Source organism: Aurantimonas sp. Leaf443 (assembly GCF_001425575.1).
Lineage (GTDB): Bacteria > Pseudomonadota > Alphaproteobacteria > Rhizobiales > Rhizobiaceae > Leaf443.
In genome coordinates this window covers 158,454-184,640 of the sequence record NZ_LMRD01000006.1, presented here as the reverse complement: position 1 = coordinate 184,640, position 26,187 = coordinate 158,454, and the positions used below count along the sequence as shown (strand labels likewise).

Genomic DNA, 26,187 nt, shown 5'->3' with positions numbered 1-26,187 from the left:
TTGACGGCGGCCGCGCTCGAAAGCCCTCAACTCTGGTGGACGCTGAGCGGCGTCCTCCTTCTCGTCGCCGTCTCGGCCTTCTTCGCGGCGGCGCGCACGGCCACGACCGCCCTCTCGGCCGCGCGCATCCAGGCGCTCGTCACGCAGGGCGTCGTCGGCGCGCCGCTTCTCCTGCGCCTCACCGAGAAGAAGGACCGGCTGATCGGCGCGCTCGTCATCGGCGGCACGCTGGTCGACATCCTCGCCGCCGCGCTGGCCGCCAGCAGCTTCCTCGAACTCTTCGGGCCGATCGGCCTTCTCTACGCGATCCTCCTCACCGGCACGCTCGTCGTCGTCTTCGGGCAGATCCTGCCGCGCTCGGTCGCCATCGCGCGGCCCGAAAGCGTGGCGCTGCGCCTCGCCCGCCCCGTGCGCCTCGCCGTCCTCCTCCTCGCCCCGCCGACGGCCGGCGTGAACGCGGTGGTGCGCTTCCTCCTGCGCGCCTTCGGCACGCGCCTCCAGTCCGGCGCCTCCATGCTCTCGGCCCACGAGGAGCTGCGCGGCGCGCTGGAGGTGCTCCACCGCGAGGGCGCGCTCGTCAACGCCGACCGCAACCGGCTGGGCGGCCTTCTCGACCTGCACGAGCTCGAAGTCCTCGACGTGATGGTCCACCGCACGACGATGCGCACGATCAATGCCGGCGACGCGCCGGCCGAGATCGTGCGCCAGGTGCTCGACAGTCCCTATACGCGCCTGCCCGTCTGGAAGGGCGCGAGCGACAACATCGTCGGCGTCGTCCACGCCAAGGACGTGCTGCGCGCCGTCGCGGAGGCCGGCAACGACCCGGCCGCGATCGACATCCTGAAAGTGGCGACGCCCGCTTGGTTCGTGCCGGAGACGACGACGCTCCAGGACCAGCTCAACGCCTTCCTGCGCCGCAAGATGCATTTCGCCGTCGTCGTCGACGAGTATGGCGAGGTGGAGGGCCTCGTCACGCTGGAGGACATCCTGGAGGAGATCGTCGGCGACATCGCCGACGAGCACGATATCGACGTGCAGGGCGTGCGCACGGAGGCCGACGGCTCGGTCGTCGTCGACGGACAGGTGCCGATCCGCGACCTCAACCGCGCCCTCGACTGGACCTTGCCCGACGACGAGGCGGTGACGATCGCCGGCCTCGTGATCCACGAGGCGCAGACGATCCCCGAGGAGCGGCAGGCCTTCACCTTCTTCCAGAAGCGCTTCACGGTCCTGAAACGCGACAAGAACCGCATCGCCACCTTGCGCATCCGCCCGGCGAGCGTCGTCGTGCCGGTCAAGCGCGTCGGCGCGCCCGTGCCGGTCGGCGACATGCACGAGCCGGCGCCCGAAGAGCTCTACGAGGCCTATGACGAAGGCTGGCACGAGGCGGGCGAGGCCGATTTCGTGCCTCTGGAGGAGCGCGCGGGCGAGGCGGACGAAGCGCCCGTCAGCGCGCCGGCGGACGCTTCGTCCGGCGCGGCCGGGGAAGACCGACATAGCGACGCCGCCAGCCGCGGGGAATGAAGGCGCTGGCGACGGCCAGACCGAGCGCCAGACCCGCCGGCAGGAGCAGCGCCTCGCGCCCGCGGGCGCTGGAGGCGGCCGCGCCCGCCACGGCGCCGGCCATCATGCCCGCGAAGGGCACGAGATCGAGCACGAAGGCACGCGAGGATTCGCCGAGCATGCGGCGCCCGAGGCCGCGCCCGAAGCGCGACAGCGCGCCGGTGACGTAGGTGATGCCGAAGGCATGCCCGTCGATCCGCTCGACGGCGGCGTTCACAAGACCCATGGACAGGACCGCGCAGAAGATCGCGAGCGGCGCCCCGCCCGGCCCCGGCAGGAGGGCGGCGGTCGCCAGCGGCAGCGCGAGAAGGGTCAGGAGCGCCGGCTGGCGACCGCCGAGGAGGCGCAGGGCGACGATGCCGAACGCGTTGCCGAGGACGTAGAGGCAGAGCGTGGCGGCCAGGAGCGCGACGACGCGCCCGTCGCCCGCCGCGAGCGCGATGGCGAGCTGCGTCGTGTTGCCGCTCATGAAGGAGACGAACTGGCCGGCGGCGAGGAAGCCGATGGCGTCGGTCATGCCGGCCAGAGCGGAAAGCGCGGCGACGAAGGAGAGCCCGACGGCCCGCCGCGCCGCCCGCTTGCGGCCGCGCGTGCCGGCGCGCGCCTCCCGCGCGCCTCTCCCCTCCTGCGGGCTCACCGGCGCTGCGGCTCGCCGGGTGCCCGCGCCTCGATCGCCAGCGCGTGGACGCCGCCGGCCAGTTCCTCGGCGAGCACGGCGTTCACGGCCCTGTGGCGCTCCAGGCGCGACAGGCCGGCGAAGGCCGGGCTCTCCATCCGGACGCGGAAATGCGTCTCGCCCGAGCCGTCGAAGGCCTCGTGATGGTCACTGCCGGAATGGTGGTGGCCGGCATGCAGATGGCTCTCGTTGACGACGGCCAGCGCGCTGGGCGAGAAGGCCCGCTCAAGCTTGGCCTCGATGGTCTTCTGGATCGTCATTCTTCGCACACAGTTCCTGTCGATGGAGGGCGCCCGGTCGCGGCCGGGGGGCGTGCCGCTTCGTCGGCGGCATTTTCCGATCTGTCAATTCTTGTTCGCCCCTTCCGCGGGCACCATAATCCGGCGTGATGAAGCTCGACTCCAAATTTTTCGACGGGATCCGCGTCGGCGGCAGCAAGCGCGGGGGCCCGACCCCGCCGCGCACGCCCGAATGCGCCTGGGAAGGCTGCCACGAGCCGGGAAGCCACAAGGCGCCCCTCGGCCGCGACCAGGAGGGCAAGTACCTCAACTTCTGCGTCGATCACGTGCGCCAGTACAACAAGGCCTACAACTACTTCTCGGGCCTCGACGACAAGGACATCCAGCGCTTCCTGAAGGACGCGATGACCGGCCACCGCCCCACCTTCCCGATGGGGCACAACGGCACGGCCAATCCGAGCGCCAGCCCGACGCCGGCCGCCCGACGCGCCGCGCGCCGGCCCGGCCAGCGCCCGAAGGATCCGTTCAACCTCTTCGGCGCGGACGGCCAGCCCATGGCCCCGCCCCCGCGCCGCAAGGTGCGCTCGCTCGAGGTGAAGGCCTTCGAACAGTTGGGCCTGACCGAAGGTGCGACTGGCGAAGCCGTGCGCGCCCGCTATAAAGCTCTCGTGAAGCAGCTCCATCCAGACGCCAATGGCGGCGACCGCTCGACCGAGGACCGGCTGCGCGACGTCATCCAGGCCTACAAGCTTTTGAAGCAGTCCGGGTTTTGCTAAGCGCGGGGAACGCGGGCCCGGCGACAGGCGCTGCGGCGCCCGCCGCCGCCGCGTTCCGCGACGGGACGATGCGCCGGGATGGCGACGCGATGATGACGACAGGCACGCCGAAGGCGGCCGTGCCCCTGGAGGTGTGATGAGTGCAGCGGAAAAGGAAGTGGCCTCCCTGCCGGACGCCACGGTCTCCGTCCGCGAAACCTTCGGTTTCGACAGCGACCTGATCGTGCCGGCCTATTCGGCGGCCGAAGCCCATGTGCCCGATATCGACCCGGACTACCTGTTCGACCGGCAGACGACGCTGGCGATCCTGGCCGGCTTCGCGCGCAACCGGCGCGTCATGGTCTCGGGCTATCACGGCACCGGCAAGTCCACCCATATCGAGCAGGTCGCTGCGCGCCTCAACTGGCCCTGTGTGCGCGTCAATCTCGACAGCCATGTCAGCCGCATCGATCTCGTCGGCAAGGACGCGATCTCGGTGAAGGACGGCATGCAGGTCACCGAGTTCCGGGACGGCATCCTGCCCTGGGCCTACCAGAACAACGTGGCGCTGGTCTTCGACGAGTACGATGCCGGGCGTCCCGACGTGATGTTCGTCATCCAGCGCGTGCTGGAATCCTCCGGCCGCCTGACGCTTCTCGACCAGGCGCGCGTCATCCGCCCGCACCCGGCCTTCCGCATCTTCGCCACCGCCAACACGGTCGGCCTCGGCGACACGACCGGTCTCTATCACGGCACGCAGCAGATCAACCAGGCGCAGATGGACCGCTGGTCCATCGTCACCACGCTGAACTACCTGCCGCATGACAACGAGGTCGGCATCGTTCTCTCGAAGGCCAAGAGCTACGCGACCAAGGACGGACGGCAGGTCGTCTCCAAGATGGTGCGCGTCGCCGACATGACGCGCTCGGCCTTCATCAACGGCGACCTCTCCACCGTGATGAGCCCGCGCACCGTCATCACCTGGGCCGAGAATGCCGAGATCTTCCACGATGTCGGCTTCGCCTTCCGCGTGACCTTCCTCAACAAGTGCGACGATCTCGAACGCCCGCTGGTGGCCGAGTTCTACCAGCGTGCCTTCGGCGAGGAACTGCCGGAGAGCTCGGCGAACGTGGTCCTGGACTGACGCGATGGATGTGCCCGCGATCGCCGCGACGATCGCGGGCGCGGCGCTGGGCGCCGTTGCGGCGAGCTGGGCGATCGACCGCCTGTTCGGCCGGCTCGCCAAGGCGCCGCGCTACGAGTTCCGCAGCGTCGCCGTTCCGGGTCTGACGAAGCTCGGCGATTGCAGCGTGCAGGGAGTGGCGGTGCGTTTCGAGGGCGAGCTGAAGCTGACCGAACTGCGGGTCGTCAATCCCAACGCGGCGCCCCTTCCGGGCCTAACCCTGCGCTGCCCGCAGGCGGCCTTCGCGGTGATGGACGAGACGTCCGTCGACGGGCCGATCCGCACCTCTGCCACCGGCGACGGCGCGTTGCCGTCGCTGCCGGGCAAGGGCATGATCCGGGTGCTCGTGGCGACCGACGGCGCCGGCGAGCCGAACCTTCACCCTCTCGTCGTCGACGCGTCGGGCCGGCCCTTGCGCGCGAAGGTCTGGCGATGAGGCAGCCTGCTCGAAGCGCGAACGAACGAACGACACCCTACCGGACAAGATCGAGGCACTGATGGCACGCATCGGCGACAACCAGCGCGGCGGCAAGGCGAAGGTCGCGGCCGATCGCGAGCCCTTCCGGCGCGCCGTCGCGGGCTGCCTGCGCGCCATCGCGGGCGATGCCGAGCTGGAAGTGACCTATGCCGCCGACCGGCCGGGCCTTGCCGGCAAGCGCGCGCGCCTGCCCGAACTTCCCAAGCGCGCCTCGAAGAACGACGTCGCCGTGACCCGCGGCATCGCCGACGCGATGGCGCTGCGCAAGGCGCGACACGACACGCGCCTGCACGCTTCCTTCTCGCCGGAGGGCAAGAGCGCGCGCGCCGTCTACGACGCGGTGGAGCAGGCGCGCTGCGAGGCGATCGGCGCCAATGCCATGCCGGGCGTCGCCGACAATCTCGCCTCCATGCTGGAGGACAAGTATTTCCGCTCCTCTCTCTCGGAGGTCAACGACCGCGCCGAGGCGCCGATGGAGGACGCCATCGCCCTCATGGTGCGCGAGAAGCTGACGGGCCGCCCCGTGCCGCCGAGCGCGCGCGCGCTCGTCGATCTCTGGCGCGATTTCGTGGAGGAGCGGGCCGGCGAGAAGTTCGACAAGCTCTCCGAGACGATCGAGGACCAGGAGGGCTTCGCCCGCGCCATGCGCGACATGCTCGTCTCGCTCGAGATGGCCGAGGAGCTCGGCCAGGAGAACGAGAGCGACGAGGACTCGCAGGACGAGGAACAGGGCGACAGCCAGACCCGCGACCAGGAGGAAGGCGGCGCCGAGCGCGAGGCGGGCTCCGACGAGGCGCAGCCGCAGGAGTCGGAGACCGAGGGCGAGGATCAGGACGCCGCCGAAGCCGAATCCTCGGAGGTGACCGCCGATGACCCCGTCGACGACGACAGCCCCGACAGCGAGACGCCCGGCGAGTCGCGCCGCCCGCGCGAGGCCCCGCCCTCCGCGCTCGGCGAGAGCGACTACAAGCCCTTCACCATGGCCTTCGACGAGACGGTCGGCGCCGAGGACCTGTGCGACGAGGCGGAACTGGAGCGCCTGCGCGGCTTCCTCGACAAGCAGCTGACCTCGCTCCAGGGCGTCGTCGGCCGCCTCGCCAACCGGCTGCAGCGCCGCCTCATGGCGCAGCAGAGCCGCTCCTGGGACTTCGACCTCGAGGAGGGCTATCTCGACACGGCCCGCCTCACACGCCTCGTGACAGACCCGATGCAACCCCTCTCCTACAAGATGGAGCGCGACACCGACTTCCGCGACACGATCGTCACGCTCCTCATCGACAATTCCGGCTCGATGCGCGGGCGCCCGATCACGGTCGCGGCGACCTGCGCCGACATTCTCGCGCGCACGCTGGAGCGCTGCGGCGTGAAGGTGGAGGTGCTCGGCTTCACCACGCGCGCCTGGAAGGGCGGGCAGTCGCGCGAGGCCTGGCTGAAGGCCGGCAAGCCGCAGAAGCCCGGCCGCCTCAACGACCTGCGCCACATCATCTACAAGTCCGCCGACGCACCCTGGCGCCGGGCGCGGCGCAATCTCGGCCTGATGATGCGCGAGGGACTTCTGAAGGAGAATATCGACGGCGAGGCGCTGCTCTGGGCGCACCGCCGGCTGATCGCACGGTCCGAGCAGCGCCGCATCCTCATGATGATCTCGGACGGCGCGCCGGTGGACGATTCGACGCTTTCGGTCAATCCCGGCAACTATCTCGAGCGGCACCTGCGCGCCGTCATCGAGGAGATCGAGACGCGCTCGCCCGTCGAGCTTCTCGCCATCGGCATCGGCCATGACGTGACGCGCTACTATCGCCGCGCCGTCACCATCGTCGATGCCGAGGAACTGGCGGGCGCCATGACCGAGCAGCTCGCCAGCCTCTTCGAGCAGGAAGGCTCCGGCGGTCGCGCCCCGGCCCGAATCCGCGCGGCCGGCACCCGGTGAGACATCTGTCGACACGCCTTGCCGGTGTCGCTCTGGCGGCTCTGATCCTCGCGCCCCTGCCCTCCTCGGCCCGCGCGCCGGTCGTCGGCGGCGCGTCGCCCATCGCGGTGACGGCGAGCCGTATCGAAGCCTTCTCGCGCACGTCCGGGCGCACGCGCTACGGGGCGCTCGAATTTATCGGCGGCCTGCAGTTCAGCTCCGGAGACAATCGCCTGAAGGGGATCTCGTCGATGCGCCTGCGCGACGGCGGCCGCCGCTTTCTCGCCGTCACCGACAGCGGCGTCTGGTTCGCCGGGGCGTTCCGGCGGGACGAGGCGGGCCGGCTGAAGGGCATCGAGGATGCCGTGATGGCGCCGATGCTGGATGCGCAGGGCGAGGACATGGGCGGCAAGGCCTCGGCCGACGCCGAAGCCCTCGCCATTCGCGGCGACGAGGTCTTCGTCGGCTTCGAGCGCAACCACCGCATCCTGTCCTATCGCGGTGCCGCCACCCCCTTCGCGGCGCCCGGCCGTCCGGTGCCCCTGCCGATTCCGCGCCGCGAGCTGCGCGCAAATCGCGGCATCGAGACCATCGCCGCCTCGCCGAAGGACGGCCCGCTCGCCGGCGCCCTCGTCGCCGTGTCCGAACGCTCGCTCGACACGCAGGGGCGCCTCTATGCCGGCCTCTTGGGCGGCCGCCGCAACGGCCCCTTCACGGTGGAGCGCGAGACGGACTGGGACGTGACGGACGGCGCCTTCCTGCCGGACGGCGACCTCCTGCTCCTGGAGCGGCGCTATACCGGCCCGTTCGGCGGACTCGGCAGCCGCATCCGCCGCATCGCCGGCGAGACGATCCGCCCGGGCGCCGTCGTCACCGGACCGGTGATCTTCGAGGCCGACCTCTCGGACGAGATCGACAACATGGAAGGGCTCGACGTGTGGACGGACGATGCGGGCGCGACGCGCCTGACGCTCGTCTCCGACGACAACGGCTCCTTCCTCCAGCGCAACATCGTCCTGGAATTCCGCCTCGTGGACGACGGCAAGGCCGCCGGGCTGGACGCGCCGCGCGCGCCGTGAGGCGTGCCTCCGACCCGCGCTGCCCTCAGGCGCGCAGGCGCGCCCTGTCGGCCGGCAGCACCAGTTCCACGACGACCCGGTAGGGCACGAGCGCGAAGGCCGCGATCAGGAGCTTCACCGTCAGGTCCCCGAGCGCCCAGGAGATCCAGCGCGGAACCTCGGTGGCGAACAGGCCGAGGAGCGGCGCGCTCTCCAGCGCGAACTCGTCTCCCGCGCCGAGAAAGACGAAGGCCGGCGCGAAGGCGAGGCTGAAGAACACCGCCGTATCCAGAAGCGAGCCGGAGACCGAGCCGAAGGCCGGCGCCTTCCACCAGCCGCGGCCGCGCAGGCGGTTGAAGACGGCAATGTCGAGGAGCTGGGCGAAGAGGAAGGCCGTGCCCGAGGCCAAGGCGATGCGCGCGAGCCGCTCGCCCGTCGTCTCGAAGGGCAGGAGCCCGGCCGCAAAGAGCAGCGGCGGCATGGCGATGGAGGTCGCGACCGCCACCGCGAAACCCGCATAGACCGCCCGGCGCGCCGCGCGCGGCCCGTGCAGGCGGTTCGTCAGATCCGTCACCAGGAAGGCGAAGGGATAGGTGAAGGCACCGAAGGTGAGGATGTCGCCGAGCGCCAGCGGGCCGACGCTCCAGGGCACCGGAAACTGGACGAGGATGTTGGAGGCCAGCACCACGACCGCCATGGCCGTGGCCGGCAGGAGGGGCGTGGAGAAAAGCGAGACGGATCGGGCCATCGGGGCGTTCCATTTTTTTAGGCTGGGTTATGGCACCAGCGGTCGGGGCGTCCCGCGCGCGGCGGCGCGGGGATGTCGGGCGTGAGGGCCGGAACGGCAGGGACGACTCCCTCGCGGCGCCGCCGGCATCAAAGAAAAGGGACCGCCGGCCGCAAGGCCGCCGATCCCGGAATGGCGCGTCGGTCGGCCGGTCGAGACCGGCCGGGACTTCGCTGGATCAGGCCGCTTCGCTCGTCGGAGCGGCGGCGGCGACCTTCTTGGCGATCTGGCGCTTCAGGAGCTTGGCCTTCTGCGAAAGCTCGATCTCGCGGGCCTTGAGCAGGAAGGCGTCGAGGCCGCCGCGATGCTCGACCGAACGTAGCGCGTTCGCCGAGACGCGCAGACGCACGCGCTGGCCGAGGGCGTCGGAGATGAGCGTGACGTTGCACAGGTTCGGCAGGAAGCGGCGACGCGTCTTGTTGTTCGCGTGGCTGACATTGTTGCCGGACTGGACGGCCTTGCCCGTGAGTTCGCAAGCGCGCGACATCGGATCACCTTTCGAAGTACCAAGCGCCCGGACGAGACACGCCGCCGAAATCCGGCGCGATCACTGCGGTCGGGCATGATCGGGAAACTGCCGCTCCTATAAGCGCATGCGCTCGCCAGCGTCAAGACTTCGGGCGAAAGCCGCGTCCGGCCGCGCGCAGGCGCGGACGATTTTCGGTGATGGGGCGATGCAAGGCTCGCGGCGGGCTTCGCACCTGCGGTAGAGTGCTCCATCGCTCGCCTTCCGCAGGATCACCTCCATGGCCCGAAAGCGCCTCCTCGCCCCCGCCCTTGGCGCCCTCCTTCTCCTTGCGCCCGCGGGCGCGAAGGCCGAGCGGCAGACGGTGACGACGCAATACGGCATGTCCGTGATCGGCCTGCCCATCGGGCGCGCCTCCTTCGACACCGTGATCGACGGCGCGCGTTTCCAGGTCTCGGGCAGCCTCTCCTCGGCCGGGCTCGGCGCGCTCGTCTCGCAGACGGGGGGCACGAGCAAGGTGTCGGGCCGACTCACCCCGCGCGGCTTCCTGGCGGACAGCTACGGGCTGAACTACGCGACCGGCGAGAAGAAGTGGTCGAGCGACATCAAGTTCTCCGGCGGCCGGGTCGTCTCGGCCAATGTCTTTCCCCGCCGCGGCAAGCCCAAGCCCGACTATGTGCCGATCGCCCGCGCGCAGCTCGCCTCCGTCGTCGATCCGCTGAGCGGCCTGATGATCCGCGCCGACAAGCCCGATTCGGTCTGCCGGCGCACCCTGCGCCTCTACGACGGCTGGTCGCGGCTCGACCTCAACCTCTCCGCGCAGGGCAAGCGGGCCTACAAGATGAACGGCTACGAGGGCGAGGCGCATGTCTGCAACGTGCGCATCCAGCCCGTCGGCGGCTACGACCGCTCCTCCAAGGGCCTGAACTACCTGAAGGGGCAGACGATCCAGCTCTGGTTCGCCCCCATCGCGCGCCCCGACGTCTATGTGCCGGTCTACGCCATGATCCCGACGCAGGTCGGCCCGCTGACCCTCTCGGCGACGTCCGTCGCGGTGAAGTAGCGCCGCCTCGCTTGACGCACGCATCCGGGGCGGCCGATGTGGCCGCCGACCGGGGACCTGGGCGAGAGGCTGGAAGGCGAGATGGGGACGTTATCGGGATTTGCGGCCGTGCTCATGTGGTCGCTGCTGGCGCTTCTGACCGCTCGCAGCGGCGCCGTGCCGCCGTTCCAGATGAACGCGCTGACCTTCGGCATCGGCACGCTGGTCGGGCTCGTGATCTTCGTCGCGCGCGGGGCGAGCCCGAAAGTGTTCCGCCAGCTGCCGGCGGTCTGGGCGCTCGGCATCGGCGGCCTCTTCGGCTATCACGCGCTCTACTTCGCAGCCCTGCGCAACGCGCCGCCGGCGGAGGCGAGCCTCATCGCCTATCTCTGGCCGCTCCTGATCGTCCTCGGCTCGGCCTTCCTGCCGGGCGAGCGCCTGCGCTGGTTCCACGCGGCGGGGGCCGTGCTCGGGCTCGTGGGCGCCGGCCTCATCGTCACGCGCGGCGGCTCGGTCGCCTTCTCCCCGCAATACGCGCTCGGCTACGGGCTCGCCGCGCTCTGCGCGCTCTTCTGGTCGGCCTACTCGCTCCTGTCGCGACGCTTCGGCACCGTGCCGACGGACGTGGTGACGGGCTTCTGCGCGGCGACGGCCGCCCTCTCCCTCGTCTGCCATCTCCTGTTCGAGACGACCGTCTGGCCGCAGGGGCCGGGGCAATGGACCTGCGTCGTCCTTCTCGGCCTCTTCCCCGTCGGCCTCGCCTTCTACGTCTGGGACTACGGGGTGAAGCACGGCGACATCCAGGTCATCGGCGCGGCGAGCTACGCGGCACCGCTCCTGTCGACCCTCGTGCTGATCCTGGCCGGCGAGGCCGTGCTCACCGGCGCGATCGTCGCCGCGGCCCTCTTCGTCACCGCGGGCGCGGCGCTCTCCGCCCTGCCGCTCTTCGCGCGGCTCGTGCGGCAACCCGGCCGAAGAAGCGTCCGGCCCTGACGCCATCGCAAAAGAGGGCCGCCCCATCGGAGCAGCCCTCGGAGCCGTTCGGCACCGGCCTCAGCGGCGCCCGTCGGGGCGGCGCGGGGTCGGGCGCCAGCCGGGAGGCGCCATCTCGTGCTCGGCGAAGTCGAAGCCCGGCGCGACGGTGCAGCCGACCAGCGTGTACTCGCCGAGCGAGGTCGCCGTCTGCCAGTGGCCGGCCGGCACCACGAACTGCGGCAGCTCGCCCGTGCCGATGCCCGGCCCGACGCGATGGGCCGAGGCGTCGTGCCCGTTGGGCGAGACGGTGATGACGAGCGGCGCGCCGGCATACCAGTGCCAGACCTCGGCGGCATGGTTCACCCGGTGCCACTCGGCCGTCTCGCCGGCCTCCAGCAGGTAGTAGATCGCCGTCGAGCGCGGGCGCCCGTCCGGCCCGGCCTCGTCACGGAACATCTCGCGGTACCAGCCGCCTTCCGGATGCGGCTTGAGGTCGAGCGTCTTCACGAGCTTCAGCGCGGCTGAACTCATCAGTAGGTATCCCTCTTCTTTCGCATGGCGGCGAAGACCTCCACCGGGTCGGCGCCGGCCATGCCCATGGCCTCCATCAGGTCCGGATCGTCGGCCCGAAGGAACGGATTGGTGCGCTTCTCCTGCCCGAGCGGCACGGGCAGGGTCGCGCGGTGCTCCACCCGCAGCGTCTCGACCTCCTTGACCCGCTCCTGCAAAGCGAGATTGCCGGGATCGATCGAGACGGCGCAGCGGGCGTTGGTCGCGGTATATTCGTGGCCGCAATAGAGCATGGTCTCGTCCGGCAGCGCGCGCAGGCGCTGGAGCGAGTCCCACATCATCGCGGGGGTTCCCTCGAAGAGACGCCCGCAGCCGAGCGAGAACAAGGTGTCGGCCGCGAACAGGGCGACCACGTCGGGCATGTAGTAGGAGACGTGGCCGATCGTGTGGCCGGGCGTGTCGATCACCTCCACGCGCACGCCCGACACGTCGAGGACGTCGCCACCGGAGACCGCGTGGTCGAGGCCCGGAATCTGGTCGCGCTCCCTGGCGGGCCCGTAGATCGTCGCCCCGTAGCGCGCCTTCAGCGCCGCATTCGCCTCCACGTGGTCGGCATGACGGTGCGTCGTCAGGATATGCGTCAGGCGCCAGCCTCGCTCCTCCAGCGCCCGCACGATCGGCCCCTCCTCCGGCGCGTCCACCGCGATCGTGGTGCCGGTCTCGGGCGCGTGGACGATCGCGCCGAAATTGTCGGTGCGGCAGGGAAAGAGGGCGATGTCGAAGCGGGGCATGGCAAGCGCTTTCGCGGGTGGAACGGCGGTGTCGAACCCTGCGAGGTAGGGCGCGGGACGCCGCCGGCACGATATCGCACGGCCTTTTTCCCGCAAGGCTGGCTTCGGCGGGACGAGCGACTATAGATCGCTGGGACCCTGGCGAAACGAGGAAGCGCGCCGCTGACGACGAATGCCGACATCCTGGAACTGCGCGACTTCTACGGCACGCCGCTGGGATCGGCCGCTTCGCGCGCCATCTCGGCGGCGCTCACGCCGCTGTGGACGCCGATCCCGGAGGAGCGACTCGTCGGCCTCGGCTACGCCCTGCCCTATCTCGACCGATTCGCGCCCGACGCGGAACGCGCGCTCGCGCTGATGCCGGCTCCCCAGGGCGCGATCCGCTGGCCGGACGGGCCGAGGCCCTGCCGCACCGCGCTCGTCGGCATCGACGACCTGCCGATCGTCGACGCCTCGATCGACCGCGTCCTGATGGTGCACGCGCTGGAATTCGCCGAGAATCCCGAGGAGATGCTGGCCGAGATCTGGCGCGTGCTCGCGCCCGGCGGCCGGCTCGTCGTCGTCGTGCCCAACCGGCGCGGCGTCTGGAGCCGGTTCGAGCACACGCCCTTCGGCTCCGGCCGGCCCTGGTCGCGCGGGCAGCTGAACAGCCTCCTGCGCGCGGCCGCCTTCACGCCCTCGGCCTTTGCGGACGCCCTGTTCTTCCCGCCTTTCAAGCGCCGCTCGGCGCTCGGCTTCGTGCGCTTCTGCGAATTCGTCGGACGCAGCGCCTGGCCGGTCTTCTCCGGCGTCGTGGTGGTGGAAGCGACCAAGCAGGTCTATCGCGGCGTGCCGGTGGCGACGAAGGCGCGCCGGCGCAAGCGGGTCGTGCGGCCGGTGCTGGCCCCGGCGGGCGCGGGCGCGCGCATCCGCGGCTTCTGACCAGCGCGCCCCATGGCGGATCCATGCAAGCGCGGCGGATGTCGGCGCCCGCGATCACGGGTCTGTGACTTCGTACCATGCTTATCGATGCGTAAAGCGCTGCAATCTATAAGCGAGTGCATCTAGGGCAAGGGTTGCATATTGTGACGCTCGACATCGCTACGTTGTTCGTCGCCGCCACGGCGATCGATTTCGTCACGGCACTTTATTTCTGGGCGCTCTGGCTCGGGCGGCGGGAACAGCGGGTCTATCTCTGGATCGCGGCCTCGGCCACGAGCGCCACCCTCGGCTGCCTCCTCTTCATGCTGCGCGAGGTCGTGCCCGACTGGCTCGCCGTCTGGGCGGCGCAGCTCTTCATCATACAGATCTTCGCCTTTCTCTGGGCGGCCGTGCGCCTCGTTCACGCGCGCTCGCGCTCCGTCGTCGAGACCTGGATCGGCTCGGCGCTGTGGACCGGCGCCTGTCTCGTGCCCGCCTTCTTCGAGGCCGAACCGGTGCGCAACGCCGTGGCGACGCTCGCCTTCACAGCCTATTGCGCGGCCATGTGCGTGGAACTGCTGCGCCCGCATCGCGCCCGCGCCTCGCTGAACCGGATCGTGACGGTTGTCTCGCTCTTGCTCCTCACCGGTTTCTCGATCCTTCTGGCGGTCTACTCGGCGCTGAACGAGGACGTGGTCGCGCCGCTGCGCAAGCCCGATCCCCTGGCCGCGCTCTGGCTGCTGGCCTACATGGTGATCTATGTCATGCTCGTCATGGCGGTGACGACGCTCGAACTCGGCAACGAGGCGGATCGCGAGCGCGAGGCCGCGACGACCGACGCCCTGACCGGCCTCTTCAACCGCCGCGCCTTCCTGGCGCGATCCGAACGGCTGATGGCGCGGGCCGGCGGCGCGACGCTCCTGGTGCTGGACATCGACCATTTCAAGCGCATCAACGATCTCTTCGGCCACGCGGCGGGCGACGAGGCGCTGGTGCGCTTCGCCGCCGTGCTGCGGCTTGCGATCGCCGGCTTCGCGACGGACGGTCCGGCCACCGTCCCCCTCGTGGCGCGTCTCGGCGGCGAGGAATTCGTCTGCCTCGTGCCCGGCACGAACGAGGCCGCCGCCGCCCGGCTCGCCGAACGGATCCGCAGCCTCGTGGAGCGCGATCTGGCGGCGACCGGCGGCCCGGGCATGACGGTCAGCATCGGCCTTGCCGCCTCGCCGGCCGGCATCCGCACGGTGGGAGACCTTCTCCTGGCCGCCGACAAGGCGCTCTACCGGGCCAAGAACGGCGGTCGCAACCGCGTCGAGCAGGAGGAGGCGGCCGAGCCGTTCGTCGCGCGCGGGCCCGGCGGCGCGACGGCGCTTCCGGTCGCGGCCGCCGCGCTCATGGCCTGAGGCGCCCCTTACCGCTTGAGGACGAATACCGCCTGCTGGCCGAACAGGTTCCAGAAGGCCCAGGGCATCTTCATCCCCATCTTCTGGCCCTTGGAATTGATGGCGACGGACGTCTCCACCGTCGCGCCCAGCGCCTCGGCGAGTTCCACGAAATCGCGGATGGTGCAGAAGTGGATGTTCGGCGTCTCGTACCAGGCCTGGCTGAGATTGCTCGTCACGGGCATGCGCCCGCCGAACAGGAGCGACAGGCGCACAGACCAATGGCCGAAATTCGGGAAGGAGACGATCGCCCGCTCGCCGATCCGCAGGAGTTCGGACAGGACGGTGTGGGGTTCGCGCGTCGCCTGGATCGTCTGCGACAGGATCACGTAGTCGAAGGCGGCGTCGGGATAGTGAACGAGGTCGCGGTCCGCATCGCCCTGGATCACCGAGAGGCCGCGCGCCACGCAGGCATTCACGTTCGGCTGGCCGATCTCGATGCCGCGCGCGTCCACGCCCCGTTCGCGGCGCAGGATCTCCAGGAGCGAGCCGTCGCCGCAGCCGACGTCGAGGACGCGCGCGCCGCGGGCCACGAGGTCGGAGACGATTCGCAGATCGACGCGCGCGGCCTCCTCGGCCTCCTCGGCGGTGGAGACGGCGGGGCGGACGGAGGGGCTGGCGTCCATCGCGCTCACAGCCCCCGCGCCCGTGCCGCCGAGGAGAGGAACCCGTCGATCGCCGCGTGGAATTCCGGCTCGTCCAGAAGGAAGGCGTCGTGTCCGCGGTCGGTCTCGATCTCGACGAAGGAGACGTCCGCCGCCACCGCGTTCAGGGCATGCACCACGGCGCGGTTCTCCTCGGTGGGAAACAGCCAGTCGGACGAGAAGGAGACGAGGCAGAAACGGGTCCTCGAGCCGCGGAAGGCGTCGGCCAGGCGTCCGCCGAAATCGGCCGCGATGTCGAAATAGTCCATCGCCCGCGTCATGTAGAGATAGGAATTGGCGTCGAACCGGTCGACGAAGGTCATGCCCTGGTAGCGCAGGTAGCTCTCGATCTGGAACTCGGCGTCGAATCCGAAGCCGAGCGAATCGCGATCCTGCAGGTTGCGGCCGAACTTGCGCTGCAGCGCCGTCTCCGAGAGATAGGTGACGTGCGCGGCCATGCGCGCGACGGCGAGGCCCTTGCGCGGCACCGTGCCTTGCGCGAGGTAGCGCCCGCCGCGCCAGTCGGGGTCGGCCATCACCGCCTGCCGGCCGACCTCGTGGAAGGCGATGTTCTGCGAGGAATGGCGCGCGCCGGTGGCGATCGGCAGCGCGCAGAAGACGCGCTCCGGATAGCTGACCGTCCATTGCAGCACCTGCATGCCGCCCATCGAGCCGCCGACGACGGCGAACAGCGTGTCGATCCCCAGCCGGTCGATCAGCATCGCCTGCGCCCGCACCATGTCGCGGATGGTCAGAACCGGCAGGTCGATGCCGTAGGGCTCGCCCGTCGCCGGATTGGTCGAGGCCGGGCCCGTTGAGCCCATGCAGCCGCCGATGACGTTGGAGCAGACGACGAAGTATCGGTCCGTGTCGATCGGCTTGCCCGGCCCGATGATCGAGGACCACCAGCCGGGCTTGCCGGTGACGGGCGACGGGCTGGCGGCATGGTGGTCGCCGGTGAGCGCGTGGCAGACGAGGACGGCGTTGGACTTCCCGGCGTTCAGCGTGCCGTAGGTCTCGTAGGCGATCTGGAAGGGCGAGAGCTCGCGGCCGGCGTCGAGGAGCAGCGGCTCCCCCTCGCCGAAATGCGCCACGAGCCCGTGGCCCGCCGCCTCGCGCGCGGCGGCCTCGGCGATCGTGTCGGGGGTCTCATGGAGCGTCATGGCGGGACCAATGCGATGCGGACGGGCGCCTGCGGCCGCGTCCCTTGTCGCGGCCTTGATAGGCTCTGGCGCGGGCCTCCGCAACGCCGCAGCCCCCCAGGCGCCTCGACAAGGGGGCGCCGCGGCGCTAAGGGGGCGCCATCCCCGCGAGCGCGCGCGAAAGGCCCCGTCGGCGATCTCGCGCGCCGCCGCCAGCCCGCCAGCAGCAAGGTCGCGAGCCAGCCATGAGACCCGTTCCCAAGAAGGGCATCCTCGACATCGAGGCCTATGTCCCCGGCAAGAGCCAGGCGCCGGAGGGCGTGACGCTGCACAAGCTCTCCTCCAACGAGAGCGCGCTCGGCTCCTCGCCGGCCGCGCGCGCGGCGGCCGCCGCGGCCGTTGAGCGGCTCGAGCTCTATCCCGACGGACAGGCGGGCGCGCTGAAGACGGCGATCTCGGAGCGCTACGGCCTCAACCCGCGCAACATCGTCTGCGGCAACGGCTCGGACGAACTCCTGACGCTTCTGGCGCAGGCCTATCTCGACGACGGCGACGAGGGCATCCACACCGCCCACGGCTTCCTCCTGCACCGCACGGCGATCCTGGCGACGGGCGCCTCGGCCGTCTGCGTGCCCGAGACGGACGCGCGCATCGACGTCGACGCGATCCTCGCCGCCGTCACGGAGCGCACGAAGCTCGTCTTCATCGCCAATCCCGGCAATCCGACCGGCACCTACATTCCCTTCGACGAGGTCCGGCGCCTGCAGGAGGGCCTGCCGAAGAGCGTCGTCCTGGTGATCGACGCGGCCTATGCCGAATACGTGCGCCGCAACGACTACGAGGCGGGCATCGAGCTCGTCTCCTGCGCCCAGAACGTCGTGATGACGCGCACCTTCTCCAAGATCCATGGCCTCGCGGCGCTGCGCGTCGGCTGGATGTATGCGCCCGACACGATCGTCGACGCGGTCGAGCGCATCCGCGGTCCCTTCAACATCAACACGATCGCCATCGCCGCCGCGACCGCGGCCATCGCCGACCGCGCCCATGTCGAGACCGCGGTGACGCACAATCTCGGCTGGCTGGAGAGCCTGACGGCGGATCTCTCCGCCCTCGGCCTGCGCGTGACGCCGAGCGTGACGAACTTCGTCCTCGTGCATTTCCCGGCCGAGGGCGGGCGCACGGCGGCGGCGGCCGACGCCTTCCTCACCGCGCGCGGCTTCATCCTGCGCCGGGTCGCCGGCTACGGCTTTCCCGACGCGCTGCGGCTGACGGTCGGCAGCGACGAGGCCAATCGCGGCGTCGTGGCCGCGCTCGCCGACTTCATGGGCGGCGCGGCGCGATGAGCGAACCCGTCGTCGAGCGTCTGGCGCTGATCGGCATCGGCCTGATCGGCGCCTCGATCGCGCTGAACGCGCGGGAAAAGGGGCTCGCGCGCCATGTCGCCATCTCGACGCGCAGCGCCGAGACGCTGGCGCGGGCGCAAGCGCTCGGCCTCGGCGACAGCTACCATGCCGAGGCGGCGGAGGCCGTGCGCGATGCCGATCTCGTCATCCTCAGCGTGCCGGTCGGCGCCTGCGGCGCGGTGACGGCGGGCCTCGCCGGCGCGCTGAAGCCCGGCGCCATCGTCTCGGATGTCGGCTCGGTGAAGGGCGCGGTCATCGCGGCCATGGCGCCGCATATCCCGGCGGGCGTGCATTTCGTGCCGGCCCATCCGCTGGCCGGCACCGAGCATTCGGGGCCGGACGCAGGTTTCGCCGAACTCTTCGTCAACCGCTGGTGCATCCTGACGCCCGGCGAGGAGACGGATGTCGCGGCCGTCGAGACCACCCGGCGCTTCTGGCAGGGCTGCGGCGCCAATGTCGAGACGATGACGGCGGAGCACCACGATCTGGTGCTGGCGATCGTCAGCCACGTGCCGCATCTCATCGCCTACAATATCGTCGGCACCGCCGCCGATCTGGAGACCGTCACGCAGTCGGAAGTCGTGAAGTTCTCCGCCTCCGGCTTCCGCGACTTCACCCGCATCGCCGCCTCCGACCCGACCATGTGGCGCGACGTCTTCCTGACCAACAAGGACGCGGTCCTGGAGATGCTCGCCCGTTTCTCGGAGGATCTGGCGCTGCTGCAGCGCGCGATCCGCTGGGGCGACGGCGACACGCTCTTCGACCTCTTCACGCGCACCCGCGCCATCCGCCGCGGCATCATCCAGGCCGGGCAGGACACGGCGCAGCCGGACTTCGGGCGCGAGCACCCGAAGAAGGCCTGAACGGCTCAGCGCAGCGGCGGGATGCGGCCGAGCGGCAGGAAGCCCGCCGAAAGCCGCCCTTCGTCGAGCGTGAGATCGACGACGCGGCGCCCGTCCACCTCGCGTCCCGCGAACGAGATGGCCGAGGCCACTGCATTGGCCACGCCGGCGAGCGCCGGCACCGCGGCGGCCACGGTCCCGGCCACGGCCGCCGGATCGGTGACGGCGAGCTGCAGCCGCCCGCTGATCTCGCCCTCCGGCGAGACCTCGAACGGGCCGGAAAGATCGGCGTCGCTGGCGCCCAGATCGATGCGCATCGCACGCAACGTGCCGGAGCGCCCGGCCATCAGCTCGGGAATGGAGCGCCCGGCGGCCGCGCCGCCGAGCCAGTCGGCCGCGCCCGCGATCGTCACGTCGAGCGCGGTGTCGGCCGCGGGCAGGCCGGCGGCGGCCGGAACGAGCGCGCGCAGCTGCAGCGCCGACAGGGCGAGATCGAGATCGGCCTCCCGGCGACGGCCATGGGCCTCCACCCGCGCGCTTTCGGCGAGCGGCGAGACGCCCGCGCCCGGCTCCCCCGCACCGACCGACAGGCCGTCGAGGACGAGCGCGAAATGATCGACCCCTTGCGTCCAGAAGGTCGAGCTCGCCTGCGCCAGCGACCAGGTCAGCGTCACGGGCGGCGCGTCGGCGCGGGTGACGACCACCGGCCCGTCGAGCTCCCCGACGACGCGGTTCGGACGATAGATCTGGGCGGCGGTGCGCAGCGCCCCGCCCGTCAGGCGCAGCGTCTCCCCCGGCACGTCGAGGCCGAAGGCGGCGCAGCGCAGGCCGAGCCGGAACGGGTAGCCGAAGACCTCGCGCTGCGGGCAATCCACCGAAACGCCCCGTGCCGCAGCCTCCTCGATCGCGGACGCCGCGCGCGCGTCGAGCTGGCGCGCCAGATAGTACCAGGCGCCGGACAGGAGGGCGGCGAGGAGGATCGCCACGAGGCCGATGACGACAAAGGCCCTCTGCGCCCGCCCGTCCCGTCCGCTTGCACTTGCCATGCCGCTCATCCTTCGTGTCTTTGCACCCTGCCGGGCCGGACTTCGGCACCGGCGCTCCATGGCGCAAGAGGCGATTTGAAGGCGATGAACGATTTCTGGGTCTTCGGCTACGGTTCGCTGATGTGGCGGCCGGGTTTCGCCTTCCTGGAAGCGACGAAGGCGCGCGCGCGGGGCTATCATCGCTCGCTCTGCATCCATTCCCATGTCCATCGCGGCACGCCCGAGCGCCCGGGCCTCGTCTTCGGCCTCGACCGGGGCGGCTCCTGCGTCGGCATGGCCTTCCGCGTCGCCGGGGCGGAGCGCGAGGCGGTGACGGCCTATCTCCGCGAGCGCGAACTCGTCACCAATGTCTATCGCGAGACCGCGCTCGCCGTGCGCCTCGACGGCGGCACGAGCGTGCACGCGCTCGCCTATGTGGTGGATCGGGGCCACGCGCAATATGCCGGCCGGATCGCGGTCGCCGACGCCGCGCGCATCGTCGCCTCCGCCCATGGCCGGTCGGGCGCCAATATCGACTACGTCACGAGCGCGCTGGACCATATCCGCGCGCTCGGCCTTCGCGACCCCTGGCTCGAGGACGTCGTGGCGAGGCTCTGAGGGGGCCGCGTCTCAGGCGGCGGGCGTGTCCACGCGCCGGCGCGCGGCCGTGCGCTTGGCCGCCTCCTCGCCGTAGCCGTCCCGCACCACGGCCTCGGCGACGAGTTCGGCCGTGCGGCTCTCGATGGCATTGCGCAGCGCGTCCAGGAACTCCGCCCGGCCAAGGCCCGGCGCGATGGCCGGCAGGAACTCCGCGCGCACCGTGCCGGGCCGGCGCAGCAGCGAGCGCCGGGGCCAGTAGAGGCCGGAATTGAGCGCCACCGGCACGACCGGAAGGTTCAGGGCCTCGTAGAGCCGGAAGACGCCCTGCCGATAGGTCGCCTCCGCGCCGGGCTCGGTGCGCGTGCCCTCGGGAAAGATCACGATCTGCCGCCCCTCCTCCACGGCCCTGTGGGCCGCGCCCGTCATCGCCTGCAGGACGCCGGCGCGCTTGGAACGGTCGATCGGGATCATGCCCATGTGCCGGGCGAACCAGCCGAAGAGCGGCACCGCCATCAGCTCCTTCTTCAGGATGAAGGTCGGCCGGTCGAGTTCGGGGACCAGCACGAGCACATCCCAGTAGGACTGGTGCTTGGCCGCGACGATGACGCCGCCGGCCGGCAGGTGCTCCTGCCCCGTGAGGAGCGAGCGCGTGCCCGCCACCTTGTCGAGGAGCCAGAGGCTGGACCGGGCCCAGGCCTTGACGATCCGCCAGCCCCGCGCCTCCGAGACGAAGACGAAGATGGGCGCCAGGACGATGAGGCGCAGGGCGAGGTTCAGGTAGAAGAGGACGTTGAAGGCGAGCGAGCGCAGGAAGGTCATCGTCGGGAGCGCTCCGGGCATCGATGCGGGGGGCGGTGCGGGAAGAGCCGCGACCGGCAGGACGGCATCGCTTTACGACGGGTGCGCCCCGATTTGAAGCGCCGTGCGGCCCCATCGCGGAGGGGAAGGCAAACCCGCGTCCGATGCTCTACAGGTCGAGGCGGGCGATCTGCGAACTCGTCGCCGATCCGACCGGCAGGCCGATGCCGGACCGAAGGCGCACCGCCACGAGCTTGGCATATTCGACGAGGAGGACGCGAAGCCCCGGCACGCTCGGCACCGCCTCGCCCTTCCACAGGTCGCTGCGGCGCACCGCGTGGGGGATGACCGAATGCAGGCCAGAGAGCTGGGTGAATTCCAGCAGCGAGCGCGGCATGTGGTAGTCGCTGGTGACGAGGATCAGGTCGTCGAAGCCGCGCCGGCGGGCCCATTGCGCGGCGATCTCGGCATTGCCGATCGTGTCGAGCGCGGCATAGTCGATGTCCACGCAGCAGTCGAACCAGGACCGGTCCGTCGCCGTCATGCGGGCGAGCGTGGCGATGCTGGTGCCGGGATTGACGCCGCTGATGAGGAGCCTGTCGCCCCAGCCCTGCTTGAGGAGATCGATCGCCTGGTCGATGCGGGCCGAGCCGCCGGTGAGGACGACGATCGCATCCGCCCGCTGTTCCTGGCGCGCCTGCGCATAGCGGCTGACCTCCTCGGTGAAGCGCAGGAACCCGCCGGCGAGGTAGCCGGCCGCCAGCACCGCGACGAGGAGGATGACGAGGACGACGCTCTTCAGCGTCGCGACACGGGCCCGCCGCCGCCTCGCACCGACAGCCGCCGGCAGCCGCGCCGCGGCGCTCACCGCCGGATCCGCACTGTCGGGCCGCAGTCGCGGCGGGAGGAAGAATGTCGCGTCATCGTGCACGAAGTTTCAGCAAGGATCGTTAAGGCTTCGTCAACGGCCGTTCGTTCCGTCAGGCCTCGACCGGCGAGATCATGTCGATCGCCGCGAGCTGACGCTGTACCGTCCAACGCGATGTCAACGCCGTCAAGGCGCCGACGGTTGCGATGAGCAGGCCGACGCCGGCATAGCCCGTCCAGCCGATGGCGAAGGCGCCGAAAAGCGCGCTGATCTGGTCTGCCTCGGGCGTCGCCTGGTTGGAGCGCGTCCACAGGCCCATCGCGACGAAGACGAGCGTGGCGGCGAGCCCCCCGGCGAGCGCACCGAACAGGCCGAGCCGGAAGAAGTGGCTCTGGAACTGCCCGGCGATGAAGGAGCCGCGCGCCCCGACGAAATGCAGCACCTCGATGATCTGGCGATTGCCCGACATCGCCCCGCGCGTGGCGAAGACGACGGTGAGGACCGTCGCGACCATGACCAGCGCCAGGATCGCCGCGCCCACCAGAACGGTCGCATGCGCCATGGAGACGAGGCGTGAGACCCAGGCGCGGTGGTCGTCGAGCTCGGCCGAGGGCACCGCGCTCTTCAGCCGCAGGCCCATCTCGGCGAAGTCCGGCGGGGCGTTCTCGTCGATCGAGACGACGACGAGGCGCGGCACCGGCAGTTCGTCGAGATCGAGCCCCTCGCCGAGCCAGGGCTGAAGGAGACGCCCCGTCGCCGCGTCGTCGAGGACGCCGGCGCTCGTGACCCCCGGCGTTCCGAGCGCGATGGCCTGCACCTTCGCCAGAGCCCCGGCCATGTCGAGCCCCTCCTCCGGCTTCACCTGCACGGTGATCTCGCGCGAGATGTCGCTCTGCCAGGCGCTCGCCGTGTCGGAGACGAGCGTCACCGCGCCGACCGTGAGGCTGGCGAGGAAGGTCATGATGGCGATGACGGTCATCAGCGCCCGCCCCGCGACATTGGCGGGCGGCACGATCGGCGTCTGGCGCTCGGCGCGCCGGGCCGACAGGCTGCGGCCGATGCGGTGGGCGATGTCAGTCATGGATCTCGAGCCGCCCGTCGGAAAGGATCATGCGGCGCGCGTCCACCTGGTCCATCAGGGTGAGGTCGTGGGTGGCGATGACGACGGCCGTGCCGGTGCGGTTCAGCTCCAGGAAGAGGCGCAGGAGGCGGCGGGCGAGCGGCGGGTCGACATTGCCGGTCGGCTCGTCGGCGAGGAGCACGTCGGGCTGGTCGATGAGGGCGCGCGCGATCGCCGCGCGCTGCTTCTCGCCGCCGGACAGGACGACGGGCAGCGCGTTCATGCGCTCGCCGAGCCCCACCCACTTGATGAGGTCGACCACGTCCTGCCGATAGCTCGCCTCCTCCTTGCCGCGCACGCGCAGCGGCAGGGCGACGTTCTCGTAGGTGGTCATGTGGTCGAGGAGCCGGAAGTCCTGGAACACGACGCCGATGCGCCGGCGGATCGAGGGCAGGTCCTGGCGCGAGAGGCTGGCGGCGTCCTTGCCGAGGATGGTGATGAGCCCGCGCGTCGGCTTGAGCGCCAGGAACAGCATGCGCAGGAGGCTCGTCTTGCCCGCGCCCGAGGGACCGGTGAGGAACTGGAAGGACTGCTTGCGGAGCTCGAAGGAGAGATCGCGCAGCACTTCCGGTCCCATGTCGTAGCGAAGGCCGACATTCTCGAAGCGAATCAAGGCTTGGCGATCCTTCTCGCGCGGTTCGGCCCGCAGGGCGCCGGCCTCGGCGCGGCGTCTGGGGCAAGGCGCTCCATCGTCGGTGCGACTGTGGTGTTTTCGAGGGCAAGGCTCCCGCAGGCCGGTGCCCACCGCTTCACCCTTTGTTAAGCATAGTTCCTTACCGATTGGTGAACGAGGAACAGGGAACGCCGCCATGTCGTCATCGCAGGAAAAGCCCGCCCCCGGCCGGCCGGACGCGCGAGACCGCACCGCCCGACGCCCGGCGCGGGTGATCGATGCGACCGCCGAGCGCCTGTCGAGCCGCCCGATCGTGACGACCGCGCGCGCCCGCCCGACCGAGCGCATCCTGTCGCCCGTCTACGAGGTGCCCCCGCCGGCAGTGCCTGCGGCGCCCGCGGCACCGGCACCCACGGCGAACTTCGGCCGCCGGATGGCGCCGCCGGTGGATCTCGTGTTCCAGCCGCAGGGCGTCCAGCAGCTGCGGCGCCTCGTTCCCCGCCGCCGCTCGCCGCTGGCCGCGCTCGCCGAGCTCGCGCGCGGCGCCCCGCTCGCCCGCCGCGCGCTCTTCGCCTGCGGCTTCCTCATCGGACTTCTTTCGGTACCGGCCCTTCTCCTCACGATGCTCGGCGCGCCCGTCGCCGCGACGCTCGCCGCGCCGGACATCTCGGCGACCCTCGTGGGCGGCATCGCGGTGGAGAACGCGACGAGCGCCATCACGACCCGCGGCGCGGGCGCCGTCCTCACCGTCTCCGGCACGCTGCGCAATGCCTTGCAGACCCCCAGCCTCGTGCCGACCATGCGCATCGCCCTCACCGACGAGGCCGGCCGCACGCTGCAGCGCCCCTTCCGCCCGACACGCGACAGGCTGGCCGCGGGCGAAACGCTCGCCTTCTCCACCCGCATCGCGGTGCCGGCCGAGCTCGCGGGCGCCGTCTCGATCAAGCTCGTGCCGCAGGAGACATCGCTGTGAGGGAGATCCGCGGCCGCCGCATCGAACCGCTCTTCGACGAAGCCGCCATCGCGGCCGCCGTCGAACGGCTCGCCACCGAGATCGCCGCCCGCCCGCCGCGCGAGATCCTCGTCGTCGCCGTGCTGAAGGGCTCCTTCGTCTTCGCGGCCGATCTCATCCGCGCCATGCATCGCAACGGGCTCGCGCCGGAGGTCGAGTTCATCTCGCTGTCGAGCTACGGTTCGGGCACGCAAGGGGGCGACGTGCGCGTCGTGCGCGACATCGAGGGCCCCGTGGCGGGCCGCGCCGTGCTTCTCGTGGACGATATCCTGGAATCGGGCCGCACGCTCGCCTTCGCCCGCGACCTCCTCCTCTCGCGCGGCGCGACCAGCGTCGAACTCGCCGCCCTCCTCGACAAGAAGATGCACCGGGTCGCGCCGATCGAGGCCGACTATGTCGGCTTCGACTGCCCGGACCTCTTCGTCGTCGGCTACGGGATGGATGTCGGCCATGCCTTCCGCGAACTCCCCTTCGTCGGCCACGTGCTGCCCGACGAGGCGTGACGGCCAGCCGCGAGACGGGCGCCGCCGCGCCGAACTTACGTGAGCCTTAACGCCGCCTTCAGTCTTTCCGCCGCATTGAGGTCCGTGGGCCGCCCGTGGGCGGCTCGCCCAGCTTCGCACCAGCTTCGAAGGCTACGCGCGGAGTCCGGGACTGATTTGAACCCCCCGAAGCGGGAGAGTGCGGTGGCGGAGATCCTTCTCGCCGAGGATGAGATGGCGGTGCGCCTTCTCGTTTCGCGTGCCCTGCGCCTCGAAGGCCATGTCGTGACCGAGGCCGAGGACGGCGACGCGGCCCTCGAGATCCTCGTGGAGCGCAAGGGCGCCTTCGACCTCGTCCTGTCCGACATCCGCATGCCCGGCCTCACCGGCATCGAGATCGCCTACGAGATCGCGGCCGTCTGGCCGGACCTGCCGATCCTGCTGATGACCGGCTATGCCGAGCAGAAGGAAGCGGCGGCCGATCTCGCCGCCGTCATCGAGGGCGTCCTGGAGAAGCCCTTCCCGATCGCCACCGTGCGCCGCGAGGTCGGACGCGTCCTTGCCGCCCGCCGCCCGCGGGCCCAGGCGGAGCCGGACGAGACGGACCTGCGCCTCTACGGCTGAGCGCCCGGAGCCGCGACGGCACGACCGCTCGCGCGTCTCCATCGGCAGGCGGCGACAGGCGTGTCGGCGCCTTCGGCAAGCCCGGCGAAACGTCGCGCGACCTCGTCCTGGCAACGGTTCTCGGGACGTCCCGGCGAGGGCTGGGCGCGGAAACACGGACCGGCGGCGAAGGCCGCGGGGGCAGAGGCACCCGGCATCCCTCCCGCTGCGCCTCCGACGAGCCGAGGCGACGTGCTGCAAGTC

The 26,187-nt window shown here is 70.9% G+C and carries 29 protein-coding genes; 16 read left to right on the top strand and 13 right to left on the bottom strand.

Features of this window, described 5'->3' with window-relative positions:
• Entirely contained in the window at positions 1 to 1,524 is a 1,524-nt protein-coding gene (locus ASG48_RS05565; protein WP_055846484.1) for an HlyC/CorC family transporter, read from the top strand.
• Here the strand turns inward: ASG48_RS05565 and ASG48_RS05560 are convergent.
• Together ASG48_RS05560 and ASG48_RS05555 are read right to left on the bottom strand one after the other, a co-directional pair.
• Positions 1,448 to 2,200, bottom strand: a complete 753-nt coding sequence (locus ASG48_RS05560; RefSeq protein WP_055846482.1) for a DUF1275 family protein — start codon at positions 2,198 to 2,200, stop codon at positions 1,448 to 1,450. The genes ASG48_RS05565 and ASG48_RS05560 overlap by 77 nt on opposite strands.
• On the bottom strand, positions 2,197 to 2,499 hold the full coding sequence (locus ASG48_RS05555; RefSeq protein ID WP_055846479.1) for a BolA family protein: 303 nt from the start codon (positions 2,497 to 2,499) through the stop codon (positions 2,197 to 2,199). Before ASG48_RS05555 ends, ASG48_RS05560 begins: the two co-directional genes overlap by 4 nt.
• 128 nt (positions 2,500 to 2,627) lie before the next feature.
• On the opposite strand from ASG48_RS05555, the gene ASG48_RS05550 reads away from it, so the two are divergent.
• The 5 genes from ASG48_RS05550 to ASG48_RS05530 all read left to right on the top strand — a co-directional run bounded on the left by ASG48_RS05550 (position 2,628) and on the right by ASG48_RS05530 (position 7,882).
• On the top strand, positions 2,628 to 3,254 hold the full coding sequence (locus ASG48_RS05550) for a J domain-containing protein (protein WP_055846476.1): 627 nt from the start codon (positions 2,628 to 2,630) through the stop codon (positions 3,252 to 3,254).
• A gap of 136 nt (positions 3,255 to 3,390) precedes the next feature.
• Positions 3,391 to 4,377, top strand: a complete 987-nt coding sequence (cobS, locus tag ASG48_RS05545) for a cobaltochelatase subunit CobS (protein WP_055846473.1) — start codon at positions 3,391 to 3,393, stop codon at positions 4,375 to 4,377.
• A 4-nt stretch (positions 4,378 to 4,381) separates the two neighbouring features.
• Positions 4,382 to 4,852, top strand: a complete 471-nt coding sequence (locus ASG48_RS05540) for a hypothetical protein (protein WP_055846470.1) — start codon at positions 4,382 to 4,384, stop codon at positions 4,850 to 4,852.
• 61 nt (positions 4,853 to 4,913) lie between these two features.
• Entirely contained in the window at positions 4,914 to 6,824 is a 1,911-nt protein-coding gene (cobT, locus tag ASG48_RS05535; protein ID WP_055846467.1) for a cobaltochelatase subunit CobT, read from the top strand.
• Entirely contained in the window at positions 6,821 to 7,882 is a 1,062-nt protein-coding gene (locus ASG48_RS05530; RefSeq protein WP_244486772.1) for an esterase-like activity of phytase family protein, read from the top strand. Before cobT ends, ASG48_RS05530 begins: the two co-directional genes overlap by 4 nt.
• 25 nt (positions 7,883 to 7,907) lie before the next feature.
• Here the strand turns inward: ASG48_RS05530 and ASG48_RS05525 are convergent, their stop codons facing one another.
• Together ASG48_RS05525 and rpmB are read right to left on the bottom strand one after the other, a co-directional pair.
• Positions 7,908 to 8,609, bottom strand: coding sequence for a queuosine precursor transporter (locus ASG48_RS05525; protein ID WP_055846465.1), 702 nt, complete (start codon positions 8,607 to 8,609; stop codon positions 7,908 to 7,910).
• A 217-nt stretch (positions 8,610 to 8,826) separates the two neighbouring features.
• A complete protein-coding gene (gene rpmB, locus ASG48_RS05520; RefSeq protein WP_055846462.1) occupies positions 8,827 to 9,135 on the bottom strand; it encodes a 50S ribosomal protein L28 in 309 nt (102 codons plus the stop codon).
• A gap of 259 nt (positions 9,136 to 9,394) precedes the next feature.
• Here rpmB and ASG48_RS05515 point away from each other — a divergent pair, with 259 nt between their 5' ends.
• Complete coding sequence (locus tag ASG48_RS05515; protein ID WP_055846460.1) at positions 9,395 to 10,177, top strand: DUF3108 domain-containing protein; 783 nt, start codon at positions 9,395 to 9,397, stop codon at positions 10,175 to 10,177.
• Between the two features lie 81 nt (positions 10,178 to 10,258).
• Complete coding sequence (locus tag ASG48_RS05510) at positions 10,259 to 11,149, top strand: EamA family transporter (RefSeq protein ID WP_055847876.1); 891 nt, start codon at positions 10,259 to 10,261, stop codon at positions 11,147 to 11,149.
• Positions 11,150 to 11,209: 60 nt separating this feature from the next.
• Here the strand turns inward: ASG48_RS05510 and ASG48_RS05505 are convergent, their stop codons facing one another.
• Positions 11,210 to 11,662 (bottom strand): cupin domain-containing protein, encoded by a 453-nt coding sequence (locus tag ASG48_RS05505; RefSeq protein ID WP_055846457.1) that lies wholly within the window; start codon positions 11,660 to 11,662, stop codon positions 11,210 to 11,212.
• Positions 11,662 to 12,432, bottom strand: coding sequence for a hydroxyacylglutathione hydrolase (gene gloB / locus ASG48_RS05500; protein WP_055846454.1), 771 nt, complete (start codon positions 12,430 to 12,432; stop codon positions 11,662 to 11,664). Before gloB ends, ASG48_RS05505 begins: the two co-directional genes overlap by 1 nt.
• Before the next feature lie 162 nt (positions 12,433 to 12,594).
• On the opposite strand from gloB, the gene ASG48_RS05495 reads away from it, so the two are divergent.
• Both ASG48_RS05495 and ASG48_RS05490 read left to right on the top strand, forming a co-directional pair.
• On the top strand, positions 12,595 to 13,353 hold the full coding sequence (locus ASG48_RS05495) for a methyltransferase domain-containing protein (RefSeq protein ID WP_055846451.1): 759 nt from the start codon (positions 12,595 to 12,597) through the stop codon (positions 13,351 to 13,353).
• Positions 13,354 to 13,496: 143 nt separating this feature from the next.
• Positions 13,497 to 14,732, top strand: coding sequence for a GGDEF domain-containing protein (locus tag ASG48_RS05490; protein WP_156381464.1), 1,236 nt, complete (start codon positions 13,497 to 13,499; stop codon positions 14,730 to 14,732).
• Positions 14,733 to 14,740: 8 nt separating this feature from the next.
• On the opposite strand, the gene metW is transcribed toward ASG48_RS05490, so the two are convergent.
• Complete coding sequence (gene metW, locus ASG48_RS05485; RefSeq protein ID WP_055846444.1) at positions 14,741 to 15,397, bottom strand: methionine biosynthesis protein MetW; 657 nt, start codon at positions 15,395 to 15,397, stop codon at positions 14,741 to 14,743.
• 5 nt (positions 15,398 to 15,402) lie between these two features.
• Complete coding sequence (locus tag ASG48_RS05480; protein WP_055846441.1) at positions 15,403 to 16,578, bottom strand: homoserine O-acetyltransferase; 1,176 nt, start codon at positions 16,576 to 16,578, stop codon at positions 15,403 to 15,405.
• Between the two features lie 224 nt (positions 16,579 to 16,802).
• Here ASG48_RS05480 and ASG48_RS05475 point away from each other — a divergent pair, with 224 nt between their 5' ends.
• Entirely contained in the window at positions 16,803 to 17,900 is a 1,098-nt protein-coding gene (locus ASG48_RS05475) for a histidinol-phosphate transaminase (RefSeq protein ID WP_055846437.1), read from the top strand.
• Positions 17,897 to 18,823: a prephenate/arogenate dehydrogenase family protein gene (locus tag ASG48_RS05470; RefSeq protein ID WP_055846434.1), complete on the top strand. Its 927-nt coding sequence runs from the start codon at positions 17,897 to 17,899 to the stop codon at positions 18,821 to 18,823. The genes ASG48_RS05475 and ASG48_RS05470 overlap by 4 nt, the downstream gene beginning before the upstream one ends.
• Positions 18,824 to 18,828: 5 nt before the next feature.
• Here the strand turns inward: ASG48_RS05470 and ASG48_RS05465 are convergent, their stop codons facing one another.
• Positions 18,829 to 19,848 (bottom strand): DUF2125 domain-containing protein, encoded by a 1,020-nt coding sequence (locus ASG48_RS05465; protein WP_055846431.1) that lies wholly within the window; start codon positions 19,846 to 19,848, stop codon positions 18,829 to 18,831.
• A gap of 84 nt (positions 19,849 to 19,932) precedes the next feature.
• Between ASG48_RS05465 and ASG48_RS18195 the strand changes: the two genes are divergently transcribed.
• Entirely contained in the window at positions 19,933 to 20,445 is a 513-nt protein-coding gene (locus ASG48_RS18195; protein ID WP_055847873.1) for a gamma-glutamylcyclotransferase, read from the top strand.
• A gap of 12 nt (positions 20,446 to 20,457) precedes the next feature.
• On the opposite strand, the gene ASG48_RS05455 is transcribed toward ASG48_RS18195, so the two are convergent.
• From ASG48_RS05455 to ftsE, 4 genes are all read right to left on the bottom strand, one after another.
• The gene (locus ASG48_RS05455) at positions 20,458 to 21,246 is read right to left on the bottom strand and encodes a 1-acyl-sn-glycerol-3-phosphate acyltransferase (protein ID WP_244486771.1); all 789 of its coding nucleotides are present in this window, start codon (positions 21,244 to 21,246) and stop codon (positions 20,458 to 20,460) included.
• 148 nt (positions 21,247 to 21,394) lie between these two features.
• A complete protein-coding gene (locus ASG48_RS05450) occupies positions 21,395 to 22,093 on the bottom strand; it encodes a YdcF family protein (protein ID WP_055846426.1) in 699 nt (232 codons plus the stop codon).
• 112 nt (positions 22,094 to 22,205) lie between these two features.
• Complete coding sequence (locus ASG48_RS05445; RefSeq protein ID WP_055846423.1) at positions 22,206 to 23,174, bottom strand: ABC transporter permease; 969 nt, start codon at positions 23,172 to 23,174, stop codon at positions 22,206 to 22,208.
• On the bottom strand, positions 23,167 to 23,826 hold the full coding sequence (gene ftsE / locus ASG48_RS05440) for a cell division ATP-binding protein FtsE (RefSeq protein ID WP_055846420.1): 660 nt from the start codon (positions 23,824 to 23,826) through the stop codon (positions 23,167 to 23,169). The genes ASG48_RS05445 and ftsE overlap by 8 nt, the downstream gene beginning before the upstream one ends.
• A gap of 196 nt (positions 23,827 to 24,022) precedes the next feature.
• On the opposite strand from ftsE, the gene ASG48_RS05435 reads away from it, so the two are divergent.
• The 3 genes from ASG48_RS05435 (at position 24,023) to ASG48_RS05425 (ending at position 25,944) form a co-directional block, all read left to right on the top strand.
• On the top strand, positions 24,023 to 24,799 hold the full coding sequence (locus tag ASG48_RS05435) for an FxLYD domain-containing protein (protein ID WP_156381462.1): 777 nt from the start codon (positions 24,023 to 24,025) through the stop codon (positions 24,797 to 24,799).
• Positions 24,796 to 25,341 carry a hypoxanthine phosphoribosyltransferase gene (hpt, locus tag ASG48_RS05430; RefSeq protein WP_055846414.1) on the top strand — a complete coding sequence of 182 codons (546 nt, stop codon included), beginning with the start codon at positions 24,796 to 24,798 and terminating at the stop codon, positions 25,339 to 25,341. Before ASG48_RS05435 ends, hpt begins: the two co-directional genes overlap by 4 nt.
• 183 nt (positions 25,342 to 25,524) lie before the next feature.
• Entirely contained in the window at positions 25,525 to 25,944 is a 420-nt protein-coding gene (locus tag ASG48_RS05425) for a response regulator (protein WP_055846410.1), read from the top strand.
• The last annotated feature ends 243 nt before the right edge of the window (positions 25,945 to 26,187 follow it).

Bases quoted from the DNA above. Each gene is read 5' to 3' on its own strand.
- ASG48_RS05555 (WP_055846479.1), bottom strand. From the start codon at position 2,499: ATGACGATCCAGAAGACCATCGAGGCCAAGCTTGAGCGGGCCTTCTCG.
- ASG48_RS05550 (WP_055846476.1), top strand. From the start codon at position 2,628: ATGAAGCTCGACTCCAAATTTTTCGACGGGATCCGCGTCGGCGGCAGC.
- cobS (WP_055846473.1), top strand. From the start codon at position 3,391: ATGAGTGCAGCGGAAAAGGAAGTGGCCTCCCTGCCGGACGCCACGGTC.
- ASG48_RS05540 (WP_055846470.1), top strand. From the start codon at position 4,382: ATGGATGTGCCCGCGATCGCCGCGACGATCGCGGGCGCGGCGCTGGGC.
- cobT (WP_055846467.1), top strand. From the start codon at position 4,914: ATGGCACGCATCGGCGACAACCAGCGCGGCGGCAAGGCGAAGGTCGCG.
- ASG48_RS05525 (WP_055846465.1), bottom strand. From the start codon at position 8,609: ATGGCCCGATCCGTCTCGCTTTTCTCCACGCCCCTCCTGCCGGCCACG.
- rpmB (WP_055846462.1), bottom strand. From the start codon at position 9,135: ATGTCGCGCGCTTGCGAACTCACGGGCAAGGCCGTCCAGTCCGGCAAC.
- ASG48_RS05515 (WP_055846460.1), top strand. From the start codon at position 9,395: ATGGCCCGAAAGCGCCTCCTCGCCCCCGCCCTTGGCGCCCTCCTTCTC.
- ASG48_RS05510 (WP_055847876.1), top strand. From the start codon at position 10,259: ATGGGGACGTTATCGGGATTTGCGGCCGTGCTCATGTGGTCGCTGCTG.
- ASG48_RS05505 (WP_055846457.1), bottom strand. From the start codon at position 11,662: ATGAGTTCAGCCGCGCTGAAGCTCGTGAAGACGCTCGACCTCAAGCCG.
- gloB (WP_055846454.1), bottom strand. From the start codon at position 12,432: ATGCCCCGCTTCGACATCGCCCTCTTTCCCTGCCGCACCGACAATTTC.
- metW (WP_055846444.1), bottom strand. From the start codon at position 15,397: ATGGACGCCAGCCCCTCCGTCCGCCCCGCCGTCTCCACCGCCGAGGAG.
- ASG48_RS05480 (WP_055846441.1), bottom strand. From the start codon at position 16,578: ATGACGCTCCATGAGACCCCCGACACGATCGCCGAGGCCGCCGCGCGC.
- ASG48_RS05475 (WP_055846437.1), top strand. From the start codon at position 16,803: ATGAGACCCGTTCCCAAGAAGGGCATCCTCGACATCGAGGCCTATGTC.
- ASG48_RS05470 (WP_055846434.1), top strand. From the start codon at position 17,897: ATGAGCGAACCCGTCGTCGAGCGTCTGGCGCTGATCGGCATCGGCCTG.
- ASG48_RS05465 (WP_055846431.1), bottom strand. From the start codon at position 19,848: ATGGCAAGTGCAAGCGGACGGGACGGGCGGGCGCAGAGGGCCTTTGTC.
- ASG48_RS18195 (WP_055847873.1), top strand. From the start codon at position 19,933: ATGAACGATTTCTGGGTCTTCGGCTACGGTTCGCTGATGTGGCGGCCG.
- ASG48_RS05455 (WP_244486771.1), bottom strand. From the start codon at position 21,246: ATGACCTTCCTGCGCTCGCTCGCCTTCAACGTCCTCTTCTACCTGAAC.
- ASG48_RS05445 (WP_055846423.1), bottom strand. From the start codon at position 23,174: ATGACTGACATCGCCCACCGCATCGGCCGCAGCCTGTCGGCCCGGCGC.
- ASG48_RS05435 (WP_156381462.1), top strand. From the start codon at position 24,023: ATGTCGTCATCGCAGGAAAAGCCCGCCCCCGGCCGGCCGGACGCGCGA.